Here is a 16,497-nt window from a genome sequence, read left to right on the forward strand (position 1 = left end):
AGAATTTTAATGTTTAAAAAAGGGTTGAGGCATAACAGGAGTGCTAACAATGAAGCGAAGCCGCATCTGACAGTCAGAATACGGCTTCGTAAGCGCGGTTACTTACCAATACAGAAGCTGGAGAAAATCCGCCCCAGCAGGTCGTCTGAAGTAAATTCCCCGGTGATTTCGCTTAAGTTCTGCTGTGCCAGGCGCAACTCTTCCGCCAGCAGTTCACCTGCCCAGGCTCCCAACAGTTGCGCTTTACCTTGCTGCAAATGCTCCGCTGCCTGTTCCAGCGCCTGTAAGTGGCGACGGCGCGCCAGGAAGCCGCCTTCCATATTGGTGTCAAAGCCCATGCTCTGTTTGAGATGGTTACGCAGCACGTCCACGCCTTCACCAGTCCTTGCCGAGAGACGAATTAACGCGTGACCGTTCACTTCACTCATTCCCAGCGTTTCGCCGGTGATATCGGCTTTATTGCGTACCACGGTGATCGGCAGTTTCGCGGGCAGACGGGCGATAAATTCCGGCCAGATCTCTGCCGGATCAACGGCGTCTGTCGTGGTGCCATCGACCATAAACAGCACGCGGTCGGCCTGTTCAATTTCCTGCCACGCGCGCTCGATACCAATACGTTCCACTTCGTCACTGGCCTCACGTAGCCCGGCAGTGTCGATGATATGCAGCGGCATTCCGTCAATGTGGATATGCTCACGCAGCACGTCACGCGTGGTTCCGGCGATATCGGTTACGATTGCCGCTTCACGGCCCGCCAGCGCGTTTAACAGGCTCGATTTACCGGCATTAGGACGTCCGGCAATCACTACTTTCATCCCTTCGCGCAACAAACTACCCTGACGTGCTTCAGCACGCACTGCATCGAGATCGGCCATCACGTCATTAAGCTGGGCTTCAATTTTGCCGTCGGAGAGGAAATCGATCTCTTCATCAGGGAAATCAATTGCCGCTTCGACGTAAATGCGCAAGTGGGTGAGGGCTTCTACCAGATGATTAACCCGTGCGGAGAATGCGCCTTGCAGCGAGTTAAGTGCCGAACGGGCCGCCTGTTCCGAACTGGCGTCGATAAGATCGGCAATCGCCTCGGCCTGGGCTAAGTCAAGTTTATCGTTAAGAAACGCGCGTTCGGAAAACTCACCAGGGCGAGCAATCCGCAGGCCGGGAATGGTCAGAATGCGTTTTAACAGCAGGTCGAGGATCACCGGACCGCCATGACCTTGCAGTTCCAGCACATCTTCGCCGGTGAACGAGTTCGGGCCAGGGAACCATAGCGCAATCCCCTGATCGAGCACGCTGCCGTCGGCGTCTTTAAACGGAAGATAATCGGCGTAGCGCGGCTTAGGCAGTTTACCCAGCACGGTTTCGGCAACTTCACGGGCTTTGAAGCCGGAGATGCGCAGGATGCCAACGCCGCCACGTCCCGGAGGTGTGGCCTGGGCTACGATAGTGTCATTATCGCTCATGATGTTCCTGTTGCTTTGTGTGGCGGATGCGCGGTGCTTATCCGCCCTACGAAAAGAAAAAAGGCGGTCAACTGACCGCCCTTATTTTAGCGAAAACTCACCGAATCAGGATTTTTTCTTCTCGCGGCTATGCAGGCCACGTTTTTCCAGACCACGGTAAATCAGCTGCTGCTGAATAATGGTTACCAGGTTGCTGACGATATAGTACAGTACCAGACCTGACGGGAACCACAGGAAGAACACGGTGAAGATGACCGGCATAAAGGTCATGATCTTCTGCTGCATCGGGTCGGTCACAGTGGTCGGCGACATCTTCTGAATGAAGAACATCGTTACGCCCATCAGGATCGGCAGGATGTAGTACGGGTCCTGTGCCGACAGGTCGTGGATCCACAGTGCAAACGGTGCCTGACGCAGTTCAACGGAACCCATCAGCATGTAGTACAACGCCAGGAAGATTGGCATCTGGATCAGCAGCGGGAAGCAGCCGCCCAGCGGGTTAACCTTCTCAGCTTTGTACAGCGCCATCATTTCCTGACTGATACGCTGTTTGTCATCGCCCAGACGCTCACGCATTGCCTGAATCTTCGGCTGCAGCATACGCATCTTCGCCATGGAGGTGTACTGCGCTTTGGTCAGCGGGTACATGATGCCACGAACGATAAAGGTGATGATGATAATGGAGAAGCCCCAGTTACCCACAAAGCTATGGATCCATTTCAGCAGTTTGAACAGCGGCTGAGAGATGAACCACAACCAACCGTAATCAACGGTCAGATCCAGGTGCGGAGCAACAGCTGCCATTTTGTCCTGGATTTCCGGGCCAACCCACAGGGTGCTGTTCATCGCGCCAGTCTGACCAGGCTGAACCAGTACCGGCTGAGATTTATAGCCGATAGCGACGATGCCGTTACCCAGATTAGCGGTATAGAAGTTGTTGGTACCGTCGTTATGCGGGATCCACGCCGTCGCGAAATACTGTTGCAGCATCGCCACCCAACCACCTTTCGAAGAGATGTTCAGGTTTTCGTTATCGGCAATGGTATCGAACTTGTATTTCTCATACTTCTCGTCAGGCGTGGAGTACGCCGCGCCACGGAAGGTGTGCAGTGCGAAGTTGCTGCTTCCGGTATCGAGATGCGGTGGCAGAGTGATGGATTGCTTCAACTGACCAAACGAGGAGATTTCCAGCGGTTTCTCGCCAGCGTTCTGCACGTTGTAGTTGACGTTGACAGCGTAATCACCACGTTTCAGGACAAACGTTTTGGTAAACGTGTTGCCTGCCGCGTCGGTATACGTCATCGGCACCTGCAGTTCGTTTTGACCTTCAGCCAGCACATAAGCGTCTTTTTCAACGTTATACAGCGGACGCGGGCCGTTAGCCGGGTTATCCGGGCCATCACGACCGGTCAGACCGCTCTGTGCCTGATAAATAAACTGCGGTGAAGTTTCCAACAGCTGGAACGGCTGGGTAGAGTTCAGCTCTTTCGGGTAAGCAGGCAGCAGAGCTTGCTCAACATCACCACCACGGGTGTTGATGGTCAGATCAAGCACGTCGGTCTTAACCGAGATCAGTTTCCCCTGGCCACTGGCCGGTACGCCCTGGTCGGCGGCGCTACCCGCTGCGGTGGTCGTTGTCTGCGTGGTCTGTTGGGCCTGAGGTTGCGGGTTTTTATCCTGCTCCCAGGCTTGCCAGATCATGAAAGACACGAACAGCAAAGCGATGACTAAAAGATTGCGTTGCGAATCCATCGTTAGTGTTCTCTGGTATCAAATGGTCCGGGCGGGACGGGATCGTCACCACCAGGGTGTAAAGGGTGGCATTTTAATACGCGTTTCACCGTCAACCAACTGCCTTTTATCACTCCAAACCTGCGCAATGCCTCAATTCCGTAGCTTGAACAGGTTGGAGTGAAACGACAATGCGGCCCGAGTAGCGGACTAATCAGGCGTTGATAGACCCGAATGAGGGCTATCAGGACCCGCGAGCCAGGAGACAGTGGCGGCGCCATAATTTTTCCAACGCTTCCGAGAGAGCACGGTTATCGAGGTCGGCAACCCCTTTTTTCGCCACCACCACGAAATCCATAGCCGGGAGTTCATGTTGGCGCAGACGGAAGCTTTCACGCGTCAGACGTTTAATCCGATTGCGTTCATGGGCGCGTCGAACGTTTTTCTTGGCGACTGTAAGACCGATACGGGGATGCCCCAGCGAATTCAGGCGGCCGAGAATGGTAATTTGCGGCGTGCCAGCCCGTTGTGGCTGCTGGAAGACGAATGTGAATTGACTGGGAGTTAACAAGCGTAACTCCCTGGGAAATGCGAGCTTAACCACTCAGGGGTTAGCTTTATTACTTAGAAACGGTCAGACGAGCGCGGCCTTTAGCACGACGACGTGCCAGAACCTGACGACCATTTTTAGTAGCCATACGAGCACGGAAGCCGTGAGAACGGTTGCGCTTCAGTACAGACGGTTGAAAAGTGCGTTTCATGGCGATTTCTACCTAAACTTGAATAAATTCAATGGCTTTATTGGATATCCGCCGAAAAATGAAACGATGGACACCGAAGCCATGGGTGATTAAAGAGGCCGGATTGTAATAATTGTACACACCGGAGTCAATTCTCTTTCCTTATTTACCGCGCTTTTCCGCACCTTTTCGCAGGGAAAATGTACGGCCTCACACCAGTGGAAACCAGCATGGCGCGCCGGGTGGAGGATTATACGGGCTGATGGGTAAAGCGCAAGGATCGTCCTGGATCTTTATTAGATCGATTAAGCCAATTTTTGTCTATGGTCATTAAATTTTCCAATATGCGGCGTAAATCGTGCCCGCCTCGCGGCAGGATCGTTTACACTTAGCGAGTTCTGGAAAGTCCTGTGGATAAATAGGGAAAATCTGTGAGAAACAGAAGATCTCTTGCGCAGTTTAGGCTATGATCCGCGGTCCCGATCGTTTTGCAGGATCTTGATCGGGCATATAACCGCAGACAGCGGTTCGTGCGTCACCCTCAAGCAGGGTCTTTTCGACGTACGTCAACAATCATGAATGTTTCAGCCTTAGTCATTATCGACTTTTGTTCGAGTGGAGTCCGCCGTGTCACTTTCGCTTTGGCAGCAGTGTCTTGCCCGATTGCAGGATGAGTTACCAGCCACAGAATTCAGTATGTGGATACGCCCATTGCAGGCGGAACTGAGCGATAACACGCTGTCCCTGTACGCGCCAAACCGTTTTGTCCTCGATTGGGTACGGGACAAGTACCTTAATAATATCAATGGACTGCTAACCAGTTTCTGCGGAGCGGATGCCCCACAGCTGCGTTTTGAAGTCGGCACCAAACCGGTGACGCAAACGCCACAAGCGGCAGTGACGAGCAACGTCGCGGCCCCTGCACAGGTGGCGCAAACGCAGCCGCAACGTGCTGCGCCTTCTACGCGCTCAGGTTGGGATAACGTCCCGGCCCCGGCAGAACCGACCTATCGTTCTAACGTAAACGTCAAACACACGTTTGATAACTTCGTTGAAGGTAAATCTAACCAACTGGCGCGCGCGGCGGCTCGCCAGGTGGCGGATAACCCTGGCGGTGCCTATAACCCGTTGTTCCTTTATGGCGGCACGGGTCTGGGTAAAACTCACCTGCTGCATGCGGTGGGTAACGGCATTATGGCGCGCAAGCCGAATGCCAAAGTGGTTTATATGCACTCCGAGCGCTTTGTTCAGGACATGGTTAAAGCCCTGCAAAACAACGCGATCGAAGAGTTTAAACGCTACTACCGTTCCGTAGATGCACTGCTGATCGACGATATTCAGTTTTTTGCTAATAAAGAACGATCTCAGGAAGAGTTTTTCCACACCTTCAACGCCCTGCTGGAAGGTAATCAACAGATCATTCTCACCTCGGATCGCTATCCGAAAGAGATCAACGGCGTTGAGGATCGTTTGAAATCCCGCTTCGGTTGGGGACTGACTGTGGCGATCGAACCGCCAGAGCTGGAAACCCGTGTGGCGATCCTGATGAAAAAGGCCGACGAAAATGACATTCGTTTGCCGGGTGAAGTGGCGTTCTTTATCGCCAAGCGTCTACGATCTAACGTACGTGAGCTGGAAGGGGCGCTGAACCGCGTTATTGCTAACGCCAACTTTACCGGACGGGCGATCACCATCGACTTCGTGCGTGAGGCGCTGCGCGACTTGCTGGCATTGCAGGAAAAACTGGTCACCATCGACAATATTCAGAAGACGGTGGCGGAGTACTACAAGATCAAAGTCGCGGATCTCCTTTCCAAGCGTCGATCCCGCTCGGTGGCGCGTCCGCGCCAGATGGCGATGGCGCTAGCGAAAGAGCTGACTAACCACAGTCTGCCAGAGATTGGCGATGCGTTTGGTGGGCGTGACCACACGACGGTGCTTCATGCCTGCCGTAAGATCGAGCAGTTGCGTGAAGAGAGCCACGATATCAAAGAAGATTTTTCAAATTTAATCAGAACATTGTCATCGTAAACCTATGAAATTTACCGTAGAACGTGAGCATTTATTAAAACCGCTACAACAGGTGAGCGGTCCGTTAGGTGGTCGTCCTACGCTACCGATTCTCGGTAATCTGCTGTTACAGGTTGCTGACGGTACGTTGTCGCTGACCGGTACTGATCTCGAGATGGAAATGGTGGCACGCGTTGCGCTGGTTCAGCCACACGAGCCAGGAGCGACGACCGTTCCGGCGCGCAAATTCTTTGATATCTGCCGTGGTCTGCCTGAAGGCGCGGAAATTGCCGTGCAGCTGGAAGGTGAACGGATGCTGGTGCGCTCCGGGCGTAGCCGTTTTTCGCTGTCTACCCTGCCAGCGGCGGATTTCCCGAACCTCGATGACTGGCAGAGCGAAGTCGAATTTACCCTGCCGCAGGCGACGATGAAGCGTCTGATTGAAGCAACCCAGTTTTCGATGGCGCATCAGGATGTTCGCTATTACTTAAACGGTATGCTGTTTGAAACCGAAGGTGAAGAACTGCGCACCGTGGCAACCGACGGCCACCGTCTGGCGGTCTGTTCAATGCCAATTGGTCAATCTTTGCCAAGCCATTCGGTGATCGTACCGCGTAAAGGCGTGATTGAACTGATGCGTATGCTCGACGGCGGCGACAATCTGCTGCGTGTGCAGATTGGCAGCAATAACATTCGTGCCCACGTTGGCGACTTTATTTTCACCTCGAAACTGGTGGATGGTCGCTTCCCGGATTACCGTCGCGTTCTGCCGAAGAACCCGGACAAACATCTGGAAGCAGGCTGCGATCTGCTCAAGCAGGCGTTTGCTCGCGCGGCGATTCTCTCTAACGAGAAATTCCGCGGTGTGCGCCTGTATGTCAGCGAAAACCAGCTGAAAATTACTGCCAACAACCCGGAACAGGAAGAAGCGGAAGAGATCCTCGACGTTACCTATAGCGGTGCGGAGATGGAAATCGGCTTCAACGTCAGCTATGTGCTGGATGTTCTGAACGCGCTGAAATGCGAAAACGTCCGCATGATGCTGACCGATTCGGTTTCCAGCGTGCAGATTGAAGATGCCGCATCACAGTCGGCTGCCTATGTTGTCATGCCAATGAGACTGTAATGTCCCTCACCCGCTTGTTGATCCGCGATTTCCGCAATATTGAAACCGCGGATCTCGCTTTATCTCCCGGCTTTAACTTTCTGGTAGGTGCCAACGGCAGTGGCAAAACCAGCGTGCTGGAAGCCATCTATACGCTCGGCCATGGTCGGGCGTTTCGCAGTTTGCAGATTGGTCGCGTCATTCGCCATGAGCAGGAGGCATTTGTTCTCCACGGGCGATTACAGGGCGAAGAGCGCGAGACGGCGATTGGCTTAACCAAAGACAAACAGGGCGACAGCAAAGTCCGTATTGACGGTACGGACGGGCATAAAGTCGCGGAACTGGCGCACCTGATGCCGATGCAGTTGATAACGCCAGAAGGGTTTACTTTACTCAACGGCGGCCCCAAATACAGAAGAGCATTCCTCGACTGGGGATGCTTTCACAACGAACCTAGATTTTTCACCGCCTGGAGCAATCTCAAGCGATTGCTCAAGCAGCGCAATGCGGCGCTGCGCCAGGTGACTCGTTACGAACAGCTACGCCCGTGGGATAAAGAACTGATCCCGCTGGCGGAGCAAATCAGCACCTGGCGCGCGGAGTATAGCGCCGGTATCGCGGCCGATATGGATGATACCTGTAAGCAATTTCTCCCTGAGTTTTCTCTGACTTTCTCTTTCCAGCGCGGCTGGGAGAAAGAGACAGAGTACGCTGAGGTGCTGGAACGTAATTTTGAACGCGATCGCCAGCTAACCTACACCGCGCATGGCCCGCATAAAGCGGACTTACGCATTCGCGCCGACGGTGCGCCGGTGGAAGATACCTTATCGCGTGGGCAGCTTAAGCTGTTGATGTGCGCCTTACGTCTGGCGCAAGGAGAGTTCCTCACTCGTGAAAGCGGGCGGCGGTGTCTCTACCTGATAGATGATTTTGCCTCTGAGCTTGATGATGAGCGTCGCGGGTTGCTTGCCAGCCGCTTAAAAGCGACGCAATCACAGGTCTTTGTCAGCGCGATCAGTGCTGAACACGTTATAGACATGTCGGACGAAAATTCGAAGATGTTTACCGTGGAAAAGGGTAAAATAACGGATTAACCCAAGTATAAATGAGCGAGAAACGTTGATGTCGAATTCTTATGACTCCTCCAGTATCAAAGTCCTGAAAGGGCTGGATGCGGTGCGTAAGCGCCCGGGTATGTATATCGGCGACACGGATGACGGCACCGGTCTGCACCACATGGTATTCGAGGTGGTAGATAACGCTATCGACGAAGCGCTCGCGGGTCACTGTAAAGAAATTATCGTCACCATTCACGCCGATAACTCTGTCTCTGTACAGGATGACGGGCGCGGCATTCCGACCGGTATTCACCCGGAAGAGGGCGTATCGGCGGCGGAAGTGATCATGACCGTTCTGCACGCAGGCGGTAAATTTGACGATAACTCCTATAAAGTGTCCGGCGGTCTGCACGGCGTTGGTGTTTCGGTAGTAAACGCCCTGTCGCAAAAACTGGAGCTGGTTATTCAGCGCGAGGGTAAAATTCACCGTCAGATCTACGAACACGGTGTACCGCAGGCTCCGCTGGCGGTTACCGGCGAGACTGAAAAAACCGGCACCATGGTGCGTTTCTGGCCCAGCCTCGAAACCTTCACCAATGTGACCGAGTTCGAATATGAAATTCTGGCGAAACGTCTGCGTGAGTTGTCGTTCCTCAACTCCGGCGTTTCCATTCGTCTGCGCGACAAGCGTGACGGCAAAGAAGACCACTTCCACTATGAAGGCGGCATCAAAGCGTTCGTTGAATATCTGAACAAGAACAAAACGCCGATCCACCCAAATATCTTCTACTTCTCCACCGAAAAAGACGGTATTGGCGTTGAAGTGGCGCTGCAGTGGAACGATGGCTTCCAGGAAAACATCTACTGCTTTACCAACAACATTCCGCAGCGTGACGGCGGTACTCACCTGGCAGGCTTCCGTGCGGCGATGACCCGTACCCTGAATGCCTACATGGACAAAGAAGGCTACAGCAAAAAAGCCAAAGTCAGCGCCACCGGTGACGATGCGCGTGAAGGCCTGATTGCGGTCGTTTCCGTAAAAGTGCCGGACCCGAAATTCTCCTCCCAGACCAAAGACAAACTGGTTTCTTCTGAGGTGAAATCGGCGGTTGAACAGCAGATGAACGAACTGCTGGCGGAATACCTGCTGGAAAACCCAACTGATGCGAAAATCGTGGTTGGCAAAATTATCGATGCTGCCCGTGCCCGTGAAGCGGCGCGTCGCGCGCGTGAAATGACCCGCCGTAAAGGTGCGCTCGACTTAGCTGGCCTGCCGGGCAAACTGGCAGACTGCCAGGAACGCGATCCGGCGCTTTCCGAACTGTACCTGGTGGAAGGGGACTCCGCGGGCGGCTCTGCGAAGCAGGGGCGTAACCGCAAGAACCAGGCGATTCTGCCGCTGAAGGGTAAAATCCTTAACGTCGAGAAAGCGCGCTTCGATAAGATGCTCTCTTCTCAGGAAGTGGCGACGCTTATCACCGCGCTTGGCTGTGGTATCGGTCGTGACGAGTACAACCCGGACAAACTGCGTTATCACAGCATCATCATCATGACCGATGCGGACGTCGACGGCTCGCACATTCGTACGCTGCTGTTGACCTTCTTCTATCGTCAGATGCCGGAAATCGTTGAACGCGGTCACGTCTACATCGCTCAGCCGCCGCTGTACAAAGTGAAGAAAGGCAAGCAGGAACAGTACATTAAAGACGACGAAGCGATGGATCAGTACCAGATCTCTATCGCGCTGGACGGCGCAACGCTGCACACCAACGCCAGTGCACCGGCATTGGCTGGCGAAGCGTTAGAGAAACTGGTATCTGAGTACAACGCGACGCAGAAAATGATCAACCGCATGGAGCGTCGTTATCCGAAAGCAATGCTGAAAGAGCTTATCTATCAGCCGACGTTGACGGAAGCTGACCTTTCTGATGAGCAGACCGTTACCCGCTGGGTGAACGCGCTGGTCAGCGAACTGAACGACAAAGAACAGCACGGCAGCCAGTGGAAGTTTGATGTCCACACCAATGCCGAACAAAACCTGTTCGAGCCGATTGTTCGCGTGCGTACCCACGGTGTGGATACTGACTATCCGCTGGATCACGAGTTTATCACCGGTGGCGAATATCGTCGTATCTGCACGCTGGGTGAGAAACTGCGTGGCTTGCTGGAAGAAGATGCGTTTATCGAACGTGGCGAGCGTCGTCAGCCGGTAGCCAGCTTCGAGCAGGCGCTGGACTGGCTGGTGAAAGAGTCCCGTCGTGGCCTCTCCATCCAGCGTTATAAAGGTCTGGGCGAGATGAACCCGGAACAGCTGTGGGAAACCACCATGGACCCGGAAAGCCGTCGTATGCTGCGCGTTACCGTTAAGGATGCGATTGCCGCTGACCAGTTGTTCACCACGCTGATGGGCGACGCCGTAGAACCGCGTCGTGCGTTTATTGAAGAGAACGCCCTGAAAGCGGCGAATATTGATATTTAATGGCGTTAACCATGCGAGCGTGCCTGATGCGCTACGCTTATTAGTCCTACGAGACTCCTGCAATATATTGATTTTGCATGATTTTGTAGGCCGGATAAGGCGTTCACGCCGCATCCGGCAAGAAGCTATAAGAAAAGGGCGGAGATCATCTCCGCCCTTTTTATTTCTGCAATCCGCAATTATCATCCCGCAGATCTATACTTTTTGGGTCAACACGTAACGCTTTACAGGTGATTATCATGGGGCTTTTTGATGAAGTTGTCGGTGCCTTTCTGAAAGGCGATGCGGGGAAATATCAGGCGATTTTAAGTTGGGTTGAGGAGCAGGGTGGCATTCAGGTGCTGCTGGAAAAACTGCAAAGTGGCGGCTTAGGGGCCATTCTCTCAACTTGGTTGAGTAATCAACAGAGAAATCAATCAGTTAGCGGCGAGCAACTGGAATCGGCGCTCGGCACAAATGCGGTGTCCGATCTCGGGCAAAAACTTGGCGTGGATACCAGTACGGCTTCCAGTTTACTGGCAGAGCAATTGCCGAAGATTATTGATGCGCTCTCACCGCAAGGTGAAGTGTCAGCACAAGCCAATAACGATCTGCTTTCCGCAGGCATGGAACTGCTGAAAGGGAAACTCTTCCGCTAAGCAAATGGGGAGCATGCAACCCGCGTTGCATCCCCTTTTCCCTCGGGTGTTGTACTGATTTTTGAGCGGAATCGCGTTAGCATGGGTCAGGAACTAATCTACCTTGGGAACTCATGGCTATCAAACTCATTGCTATCGATATGGATGGCACCCTTCTGCTGCCCGATCACACCATTTCACCCGCCGTTAAAAATGCGATTGCCGCAGCTCGCGCCCGTGGCGTGAATGTCGTGCTAACGACGGGTCGTCCGTATGCAGGTGTGCACAACTACCTGAAAGAGCTGCATATGGAACAGCCGGGCGACTACTGCATTACTTATAACGGCGCGCTGGTACAGAAGGCCGCTGATGGTAGCACCGTGGCGCAAACCGCTCTCAGCTATGACGACTATCGTTTCCTGGAAAAACTCTCTCGCGAAGTCGGTTCTCATTTCCACGCCCTGGACCGCACCACGCTGTACACCGCTAACCGCGATATCAGCTACTACACGGTGCATGAATCCTTCGTTGCCACAATTCCGCTGGTGTTCTGCGAAGCGGAGAAAATGGACCCCAATACCCAGTTCCTGAAAGTGATGATGATTGATGAACCCGCCATCCTCGACCAGGCTATCGCGCGTATTCCGCAGGAAGTGAAAGAGAAATATACCGTGCTGAAAAGTGCGCCGTACTTCCTCGAAATCCTCGATAAACGCGTTAACAAAGGTACGGGTGTGAAATCACTGGCCGACGTGTTAGGTATTAAACCGGAAGAAATCATGGCGATTGGCGATCAGGAAAACGACATCGCAATGATTGAATATGCAGGCGTCGGTGTGGCGATGGATAACGCTATTCCTTCGGTGAAAGAAATGGCGAACTTTGTCACAAAATCCAACCTTGAAGATGGCGTGGCGTTTGCTATTGAGAAGTATGTGCTGAATTAATCTGTGGGCGGGCAAACAGCATAAACGCGTTTGCCCGCTTACTGATTATTGGTTTACTGCATATACAACCAGAAATTGCAGCGGTGCAGTAATGATGTCCAGCGTAACAGTCACTGGCAGTAATGCTGCGGAAACACCATCCGGAATGCCTCTGGGTGAATAGTATTCATAAAATCGCACTTTAAATGGATGGTAGAACGCCATCACCTTTGAGTAATCCATGTTTTTATTTTTCTCATGGATTGTGCCTTTTAGGTTTTCCAGTGACCTGGTACAGTGTTGAACACCACAGGCAAAACCATAATGCGTTGCCAGTGCCTTTTCTTCTTCGTTATTCCAGTAGTAGTAAAGCGATATTGTGCCGGTAAATTTCTTTTTCCCCGCATTTAAAACAAATCTTGCGTCATCGGCAACCTGAATATTGTGCCGGTTAAGTGCTGGATCATTGAGCATCTTAACGATGTCATCGGCACCATCAGTGATAAGGTAATCCAGCGATTCCCCTACAAAAACATAGCCTTTTGTTCCATTACTATCTTTTGCCTGCGATAGCCCAGTGATGGTGTCTGACTGCGATTGATACTTTCCTGAACTACCCTTTGCGGTATGGGAAACCAGAGCATACGAGATACAGCCTGAAAGCATCAGCGCCAGTGGGAATAAACCGGCAGCCTTAAAAAATCCCTTAAAATTCAACTTCATGATTAATCTTTTAAACGAGTAGCTAAGCCGTTGAAAGCATACTCTTCTTTCCCTCCTGTTTAGCGCCTGATATCCCTTTTCAGATTTCTGCCCGACGCATGTCATTTTTTTATACATTGTTCTTTTTTTGATCTAAATTGTAGCACAACAATATAAGTTTGTACTACATTACACGCACGGCAAACGCGAACGTCATCACGCTGGTACTACAAAGTTGCCGCGTTATGCATCGATCGGGGTAAAGTAGAGAAGAACATACAGAGCACAAGGACTCTCCATGACTCTCAATAAAACCGATCGCATTGTCATTACGCTGGGTAAACAGATCGTTCACGGCAAATACGTACCTGGCTCGCCACTTCCGGCTGAGGCGGAGCTCTGTGAAGAGTTTGCAACCTCGCGCAACATCATCCGTGAGGTGTTCCGTTCGCTGATGGCGAAGCGGCTGATTGAAATGAAACGTTATCGCGGGGCGTTTGTGGCACCGCGTAACCAGTGGAATTACCTCGACACTGACGTACTGCAATGGGTGCTGGAAAACGACTACGACCCACGGCTTATCAGTGCCATGAGCGAAGTGCGAAATCTGGTGGAACCGGCGATTGCCCGTTGGGCAGCAGAGCGCGCGACCTCCAGCGATCTGGCGCAGATTGAATCGGCGCTGAACGAGATGATTGCCAACAATCAGGACCGCGAAGCGTTTAACGAAGCGGATATTCGCTACCACGAGGCGGTGCTGCAGTCGGTGCATAACCCGGTGTTACAGCAACTTAGCATTGCGATCAGTTCGCTGCAGCGGGCGGTTTTTGAACGAACCTGGATGGGCGATGAGGCCAACATGCCGCAAACGCTCCAGGAACATAAGGCGCTGTTCGATGCGATACGGCATCAGGACGGCGATGCGGCAGAGCAGGCGGCGCTTACCATGATTGCCAGCTCGACACGAAGGTTAAAGGAAATCACATGACAGCTCGCTACATCGCAATTGACTGGGGATCGACCAATCTGCGCGCCTGGCTTTATCAGGGCGACCACTGCCTGGAGAGCAGGCAATCAGAAGCAGGCGTCACGCGCCTGAACGGAAAATCTCCGGCTGCGGTGTTAGCAGAAGTCACGACCGACTGGCGTGAAGAAAATACGCCAGTGGTGATGGCAGGAATGGTCGGCAGCAATGTCGGCTGGAAAGTTGCTCCGTATTTATCTGTTCCTGCCCGTTTTTCGTCTATTGGCGAACAATTAACGTCTGTTGGCGACAATATCTGGATTATTCCCGGATTATGCGTCTCTCATGACGATAACCACAATGTGATGCGCGGCGAAGAAACACAATTGATCGGCGCGCGAGCTCTGGCTCCTTCCTCTCTTTATGTTATGCCCGGTACGCATTGCAAATGGGTGCAGGCCGATAGCCAGCAAATCAACGATTTTCGCACCGTGATGACCGGTGAATTACATCATTTACTGTTAAATCACTCATTGATTGGCGCAGGTTTGCCGCCGCAGGAAAACTCTGCCGATGCCTTCGCGGCTGGCCTTGAGCGCGGCCTTAATGCGCCCGCCATATTGCCGCAGCTTTTTGAAGTTCGCGCCTCGCATGTGCTGGGAACACTTCTCCGCGAACAGGTCAGCGAATTTCTCTCTGGTTTGTTGATTGGCGCAGAGGTTGCCAGTATGCGCGACTATGTGACCCATCAACACGCCATCACCCTTGTCGCCGGAACATCGCTGACCGCGCGCTACCAGCAAGCCTTTCAGGCGATGGGTTGCGACGTGGCGGCGGTGGCGGGCGACACGGCATTTCAGGCTGGTATAAGGAGCATCGCTCATGCAGTGGCAAACTAAACTCCCGCTGATCGCCATTTTGCGCGGCATTACGCCCGACGAGGCGCTGGCGCATGTTGGCGCGGTGATTGACGCCGGGTTCGACGCGGTTGAAATCCCGCTGAATTCCCCACAATGGGAGCAGAGCATTCCCGCCATCGTTGATGCGTATGGCGACAAGGCGTTGATTGGCGCAGGTACGGTACTGAAACCTGAACAGGTCGATGCGCTCGCCAGGATGGGCTGTCAGCTCATCGTTACGCCCAATATCCATAGTGAAGTGATCCGCCGCGCGGTGGGCTACGGCATGACCGTTTGCCCCGGCTGCGCGACGGCGACCGAAGCCTTTACCGCGCTCGAAGCGGGCGCGCAGGCGCTGAAAATATTTCCGTCATCGGCTTTTGGTCCGCAATACATCAAAGCGTTAAAAGTGGTATTACCACCGGACATCGCAGTCTTTGCCGTTGGCGGCGTGACGCCAGAAAACCTGGCGCAGTGGATAGACGCAGGTTGTGTTGGGGCGGGCTTAGGCAGCGATCTTTATCGCGCCGGGCAGTCCGTAGAACGCACCGCGCAGCAGGCAGCAGCATTTGTTAAGGCGTATCGAGAGGCAGTGCAATGAAAATCACCAAAATTACCACGTATCGTTTACCTCCCCGCTGGATGTTCCTGAAAATTGAAACCGATGAAGGCGTGGTCGGTTGGGGCGAGCCCGTGATTGAAGGCCGCGCCCGTACGGTGGAAGCGGCAGTTCACGAGCTGGGTGACTATTTGATTGGTCAGGATCCTTCGCGCATCAACGACTTATGGCAAGTGATGTATCGCGCCGGATTTTATCGTGGCGGTCCAATCCTGATGAGCGCCATCGCCGGGATCGACCAGGCGTTATGGGATATCAAAGGCAAAGTGCTGAATGCGCCAGTCTGGCAACTGATGGGCGGCCTGGTTCGCGACAAAATTAAAGCCTACAGTTGGGTCGGCGGCGATCGTCCGGCGGATGTTATCGACGGCATTAAAACCCTGCGCGAAATCGGCTTCGATACCTTCAAACTGAACGGTTGTGAAGAACTGGGGCTAATTGATAACTCCCGCGCGGTAGATGCGGCAGTCAACACCGTGGCACAAATTCGTGAAGCTTTTGGCAATCAGATTGAGTTTGGTCTTGATTTCCACGGTCGCGTCAGCGCGCCAATGGCGAAAGTGCTGATTAAAGAACTGGAGCCGTATCGCCCGCTGTTTATTGAAGAGCCGGTGCTGGCGGAACAAGCCGAATACTACCCGAAATTGGCGGCACAAACGCATATTCCACTGGCGGCGGGTGAGCGCATGTTCTCACGTTTCGATTTTAAACGCGTGCTGGAGGCAGGCGGTATTTCGATTCTGCAACCGGATCTCTCCCATGCAGGCGGTATTACCGAATGCTACAAAATTGCTGGAATGGCAGAAGCCTATGATGTGACCCTTGCGCCGCACTGTCCGTTCGGACCGATTGCACTGGCGGCTTGCCTGCATATCGACTTTGTTTCCTATAACGCGGTACTTCAGTAACAAAGTATGGGCATTCATTACAACAAAGGCGCGGAGTTACTCGACTTTGTGAAAAACAAAGAAGACTTCAGCATGGTTGGCGGCTTCTTTAAACCGTTAACGAAACCGGGCTTAGGTGTGGAAATCGACGAAGCTAAAGTTATTGAGTTCAGTAAAAATGCCCCGGACTGGCGTAATCCGCTCTGGCGTCATGAAGATAACAGCGTAGCAGAGTGGTAATTCCTGCCACGTAAGCCCCTCATCGGGCACTAAAACAGCAATACAAAAATATAACCC

Annotated in this window: 16 protein-coding genes and 1 pseudogene; 10 read left to right on the top strand and 7 right to left on the bottom strand. The window is 53.0% G+C overall.

The window, feature by feature from the left end:
* Positions 1–98: 98 nt before the first annotated feature.
* The 6 genes from mnmE to ACUU1I_RS05195 all read right to left on the bottom strand — a co-directional run bounded on the left by mnmE (position 99) and on the right by ACUU1I_RS05195 (position 4,265).
* Entirely contained in the window at positions 99–1,463 is a 1,365-nt protein-coding gene (gene mnmE / locus ACUU1I_RS05170) for a tRNA uridine-5-carboxymethylaminomethyl(34) synthesis GTPase MnmE (RefSeq protein ID WP_001282349.1), read from the bottom strand.
* 105 nt (positions 1,464–1,568) lie between these two features.
* Positions 1,569–3,215 (bottom strand): membrane protein insertase YidC, encoded by a 1,647-nt coding sequence (yidC, locus tag ACUU1I_RS05175; RefSeq protein ID WP_000378252.1) that lies wholly within the window; start codon positions 3,213–3,215, stop codon positions 1,569–1,571.
* Positions 3,216–3,217: 2 nt separating this feature from the next.
* Entirely contained in the window at positions 3,218–3,475 is a 258-nt protein-coding gene (gene yidD, locus ACUU1I_RS05180) for a membrane protein insertion efficiency factor YidD (protein ID WP_001307474.1), read from the bottom strand.
* The gene (gene rnpA, locus ACUU1I_RS05185; RefSeq protein WP_000239728.1) at positions 3,439–3,798 is read right to left on the bottom strand and encodes a ribonuclease P protein component; all 360 of its coding nucleotides are present in this window, start codon (positions 3,796–3,798) and stop codon (positions 3,439–3,441) included. The genes yidD and rnpA overlap by 37 nt, the downstream gene beginning before the upstream one ends.
* Positions 3,799–3,814: 16 nt before the next feature.
* Positions 3,815–3,955, bottom strand: coding sequence for a 50S ribosomal protein L34 (gene rpmH / locus ACUU1I_RS05190; RefSeq protein ID WP_000831330.1), 141 nt, complete (start codon positions 3,953–3,955; stop codon positions 3,815–3,817).
* A 229-nt stretch (positions 3,956–4,184) separates the two neighbouring features.
* Positions 4,185–4,265 carry a protein YsdD gene (locus tag ACUU1I_RS05195; RefSeq protein ID WP_120795392.1) on the bottom strand — a complete coding sequence of 27 codons (81 nt, stop codon included), beginning with the start codon at positions 4,263–4,265 and terminating at the stop codon, positions 4,185–4,187.
* Positions 4,266–4,561: 296 nt separating this feature from the next.
* Between ACUU1I_RS05195 and dnaA the strand changes: the two genes are divergently transcribed.
* The 6 genes from dnaA (at position 4,562) to yidA (ending at position 12,150) form a co-directional block, all read left to right on the top strand.
* Positions 4,562–5,965: a chromosomal replication initiator protein DnaA gene (gene dnaA, locus ACUU1I_RS05200; protein ID WP_000059121.1), complete on the top strand. Its 1,404-nt coding sequence runs from the start codon at positions 4,562–4,564 to the stop codon at positions 5,963–5,965.
* 4 nt (positions 5,966–5,969) lie between these two features.
* Positions 5,970–7,070 carry a DNA polymerase III subunit beta gene (gene dnaN / locus ACUU1I_RS05205; protein WP_000673462.1) on the top strand — a complete coding sequence of 367 codons (1,101 nt, stop codon included), beginning with the start codon at positions 5,970–5,972 and terminating at the stop codon, positions 7,068–7,070.
* Positions 7,070–8,143, top strand: coding sequence for a DNA replication/repair protein RecF (gene recF, locus ACUU1I_RS05210; RefSeq protein WP_000060121.1), 1,074 nt, complete (start codon positions 7,070–7,072; stop codon positions 8,141–8,143). The genes dnaN and recF overlap by 1 nt, the downstream gene beginning before the upstream one ends.
* 28 nt (positions 8,144–8,171) lie before the next feature.
* On the top strand, positions 8,172–10,586 hold the full coding sequence (gene gyrB, locus ACUU1I_RS05215; RefSeq protein ID WP_000072067.1) for a DNA topoisomerase (ATP-hydrolyzing) subunit B: 2,415 nt from the start codon (positions 8,172–8,174) through the stop codon (positions 10,584–10,586).
* 239 nt (positions 10,587–10,825) lie between these two features.
* A complete protein-coding gene (locus ACUU1I_RS05220; protein WP_005052034.1) occupies positions 10,826–11,224 on the top strand; it encodes a YidB family protein in 399 nt (132 codons plus the stop codon).
* 113 nt (positions 11,225–11,337) lie between these two features.
* On the top strand, positions 11,338–12,150 hold the full coding sequence (gene yidA / locus ACUU1I_RS05225; protein WP_000985547.1) for a sugar-phosphatase: 813 nt from the start codon (positions 11,338–11,340) through the stop codon (positions 12,148–12,150).
* A gap of 45 nt (positions 12,151–12,195) precedes the next feature.
* Here the strand turns inward: yidA and ACUU1I_RS05230 are convergent, their stop codons facing one another.
* Positions 12,196–12,852: a YidX family protein gene (locus ACUU1I_RS05230; RefSeq protein ID WP_000772934.1), complete on the bottom strand. Its 657-nt coding sequence runs from the start codon at positions 12,850–12,852 to the stop codon at positions 12,196–12,198.
* A 277-nt stretch (positions 12,853–13,129) separates the two neighbouring features.
* On the opposite strand from ACUU1I_RS05230, the gene dgoR reads away from it, so the two are divergent.
* From dgoR to dgoD, 4 genes and pseudogenes are all read left to right on the top strand, one after another.
* The gene (gene dgoR, locus ACUU1I_RS05235; protein ID WP_000174305.1) at positions 13,130–13,819 is read left to right on the top strand and encodes a D-galactonate utilization transcriptional regulator DgoR; all 690 of its coding nucleotides are present in this window, start codon (positions 13,130–13,132) and stop codon (positions 13,817–13,819) included.
* Positions 13,816–14,694: a 2-dehydro-3-deoxygalactonokinase gene (dgoK, locus tag ACUU1I_RS05240; RefSeq protein ID WP_000127103.1), complete on the top strand. Its 879-nt coding sequence runs from the start codon at positions 13,816–13,818 to the stop codon at positions 14,692–14,694. The genes dgoR and dgoK overlap by 4 nt, the downstream gene beginning before the upstream one ends.
* The gene (dgoA, locus tag ACUU1I_RS05245) at positions 14,678–15,295 is read left to right on the top strand and encodes a 2-dehydro-3-deoxy-6-phosphogalactonate aldolase (RefSeq protein ID WP_001198724.1); all 618 of its coding nucleotides are present in this window, start codon (positions 14,678–14,680) and stop codon (positions 15,293–15,295) included. Before dgoK ends, dgoA begins: the two co-directional genes overlap by 17 nt.
* A pseudogene (gene dgoD / locus ACUU1I_RS05250) lies at positions 15,292–16,440 on the top strand (galactonate dehydratase). Before dgoA ends, dgoD begins: the two are co-directional and overlap by 4 nt.
* Positions 16,441–16,497 lie beyond the last annotated feature (57 nt).

The sequence above is a fragment of the Shigella sp. SIG3 genome, from assembly GCF_053555855.1.

Coding starts and splice junctions, on each gene's coding strand:
- mnmE (WP_001282349.1), bottom strand. CDS start 1,463: ATGAGCGATAATGACACTATCGTAGCCCAGGCCACACCTCCGGGACGT.
- yidC (WP_000378252.1), bottom strand. CDS start 3,215: ATGGATTCGCAACGCAATCTTTTAGTCATCGCTTTGCTGTTCGTGTCT.
- yidD (WP_001307474.1), bottom strand. CDS start 3,475: ATGGCGCCGCCACTGTCTCCTGGCTCGCGGGTCCTGATAGCCCTCATT.
- rpmH (WP_000831330.1), bottom strand. CDS start 3,955: ATGAAACGCACTTTTCAACCGTCTGTACTGAAGCGCAACCGTTCTCAC.
- ACUU1I_RS05195 (WP_120795392.1), bottom strand. CDS start 4,265: ATGACCATAGACAAAAATTGGCTTAATCGATCTAATAAAGATCCAGGA.
- dnaN (WP_000673462.1), top strand. CDS start 5,970: ATGAAATTTACCGTAGAACGTGAGCATTTATTAAAACCGCTACAACAG.
- recF (WP_000060121.1), top strand. CDS start 7,070: ATGTCCCTCACCCGCTTGTTGATCCGCGATTTCCGCAATATTGAAACC.
- gyrB (WP_000072067.1), top strand. CDS start 8,172: ATGTCGAATTCTTATGACTCCTCCAGTATCAAAGTCCTGAAAGGGCTG.
- ACUU1I_RS05220 (WP_005052034.1), top strand. CDS start 10,826: ATGGGGCTTTTTGATGAAGTTGTCGGTGCCTTTCTGAAAGGCGATGCG.
- yidA (WP_000985547.1), top strand. CDS start 11,338: ATGGCTATCAAACTCATTGCTATCGATATGGATGGCACCCTTCTGCTG.
- ACUU1I_RS05230 (WP_000772934.1), bottom strand. CDS start 12,852: ATGAAGTTGAATTTTAAGGGATTTTTTAAGGCTGCCGGTTTATTCCCA.
- dgoR (WP_000174305.1), top strand. CDS start 13,130: ATGACTCTCAATAAAACCGATCGCATTGTCATTACGCTGGGTAAACAG.
- dgoK (WP_000127103.1), top strand. CDS start 13,816: ATGACAGCTCGCTACATCGCAATTGACTGGGGATCGACCAATCTGCGC.
- dgoA (WP_001198724.1), top strand. CDS start 14,678: ATGCAGTGGCAAACTAAACTCCCGCTGATCGCCATTTTGCGCGGCATT.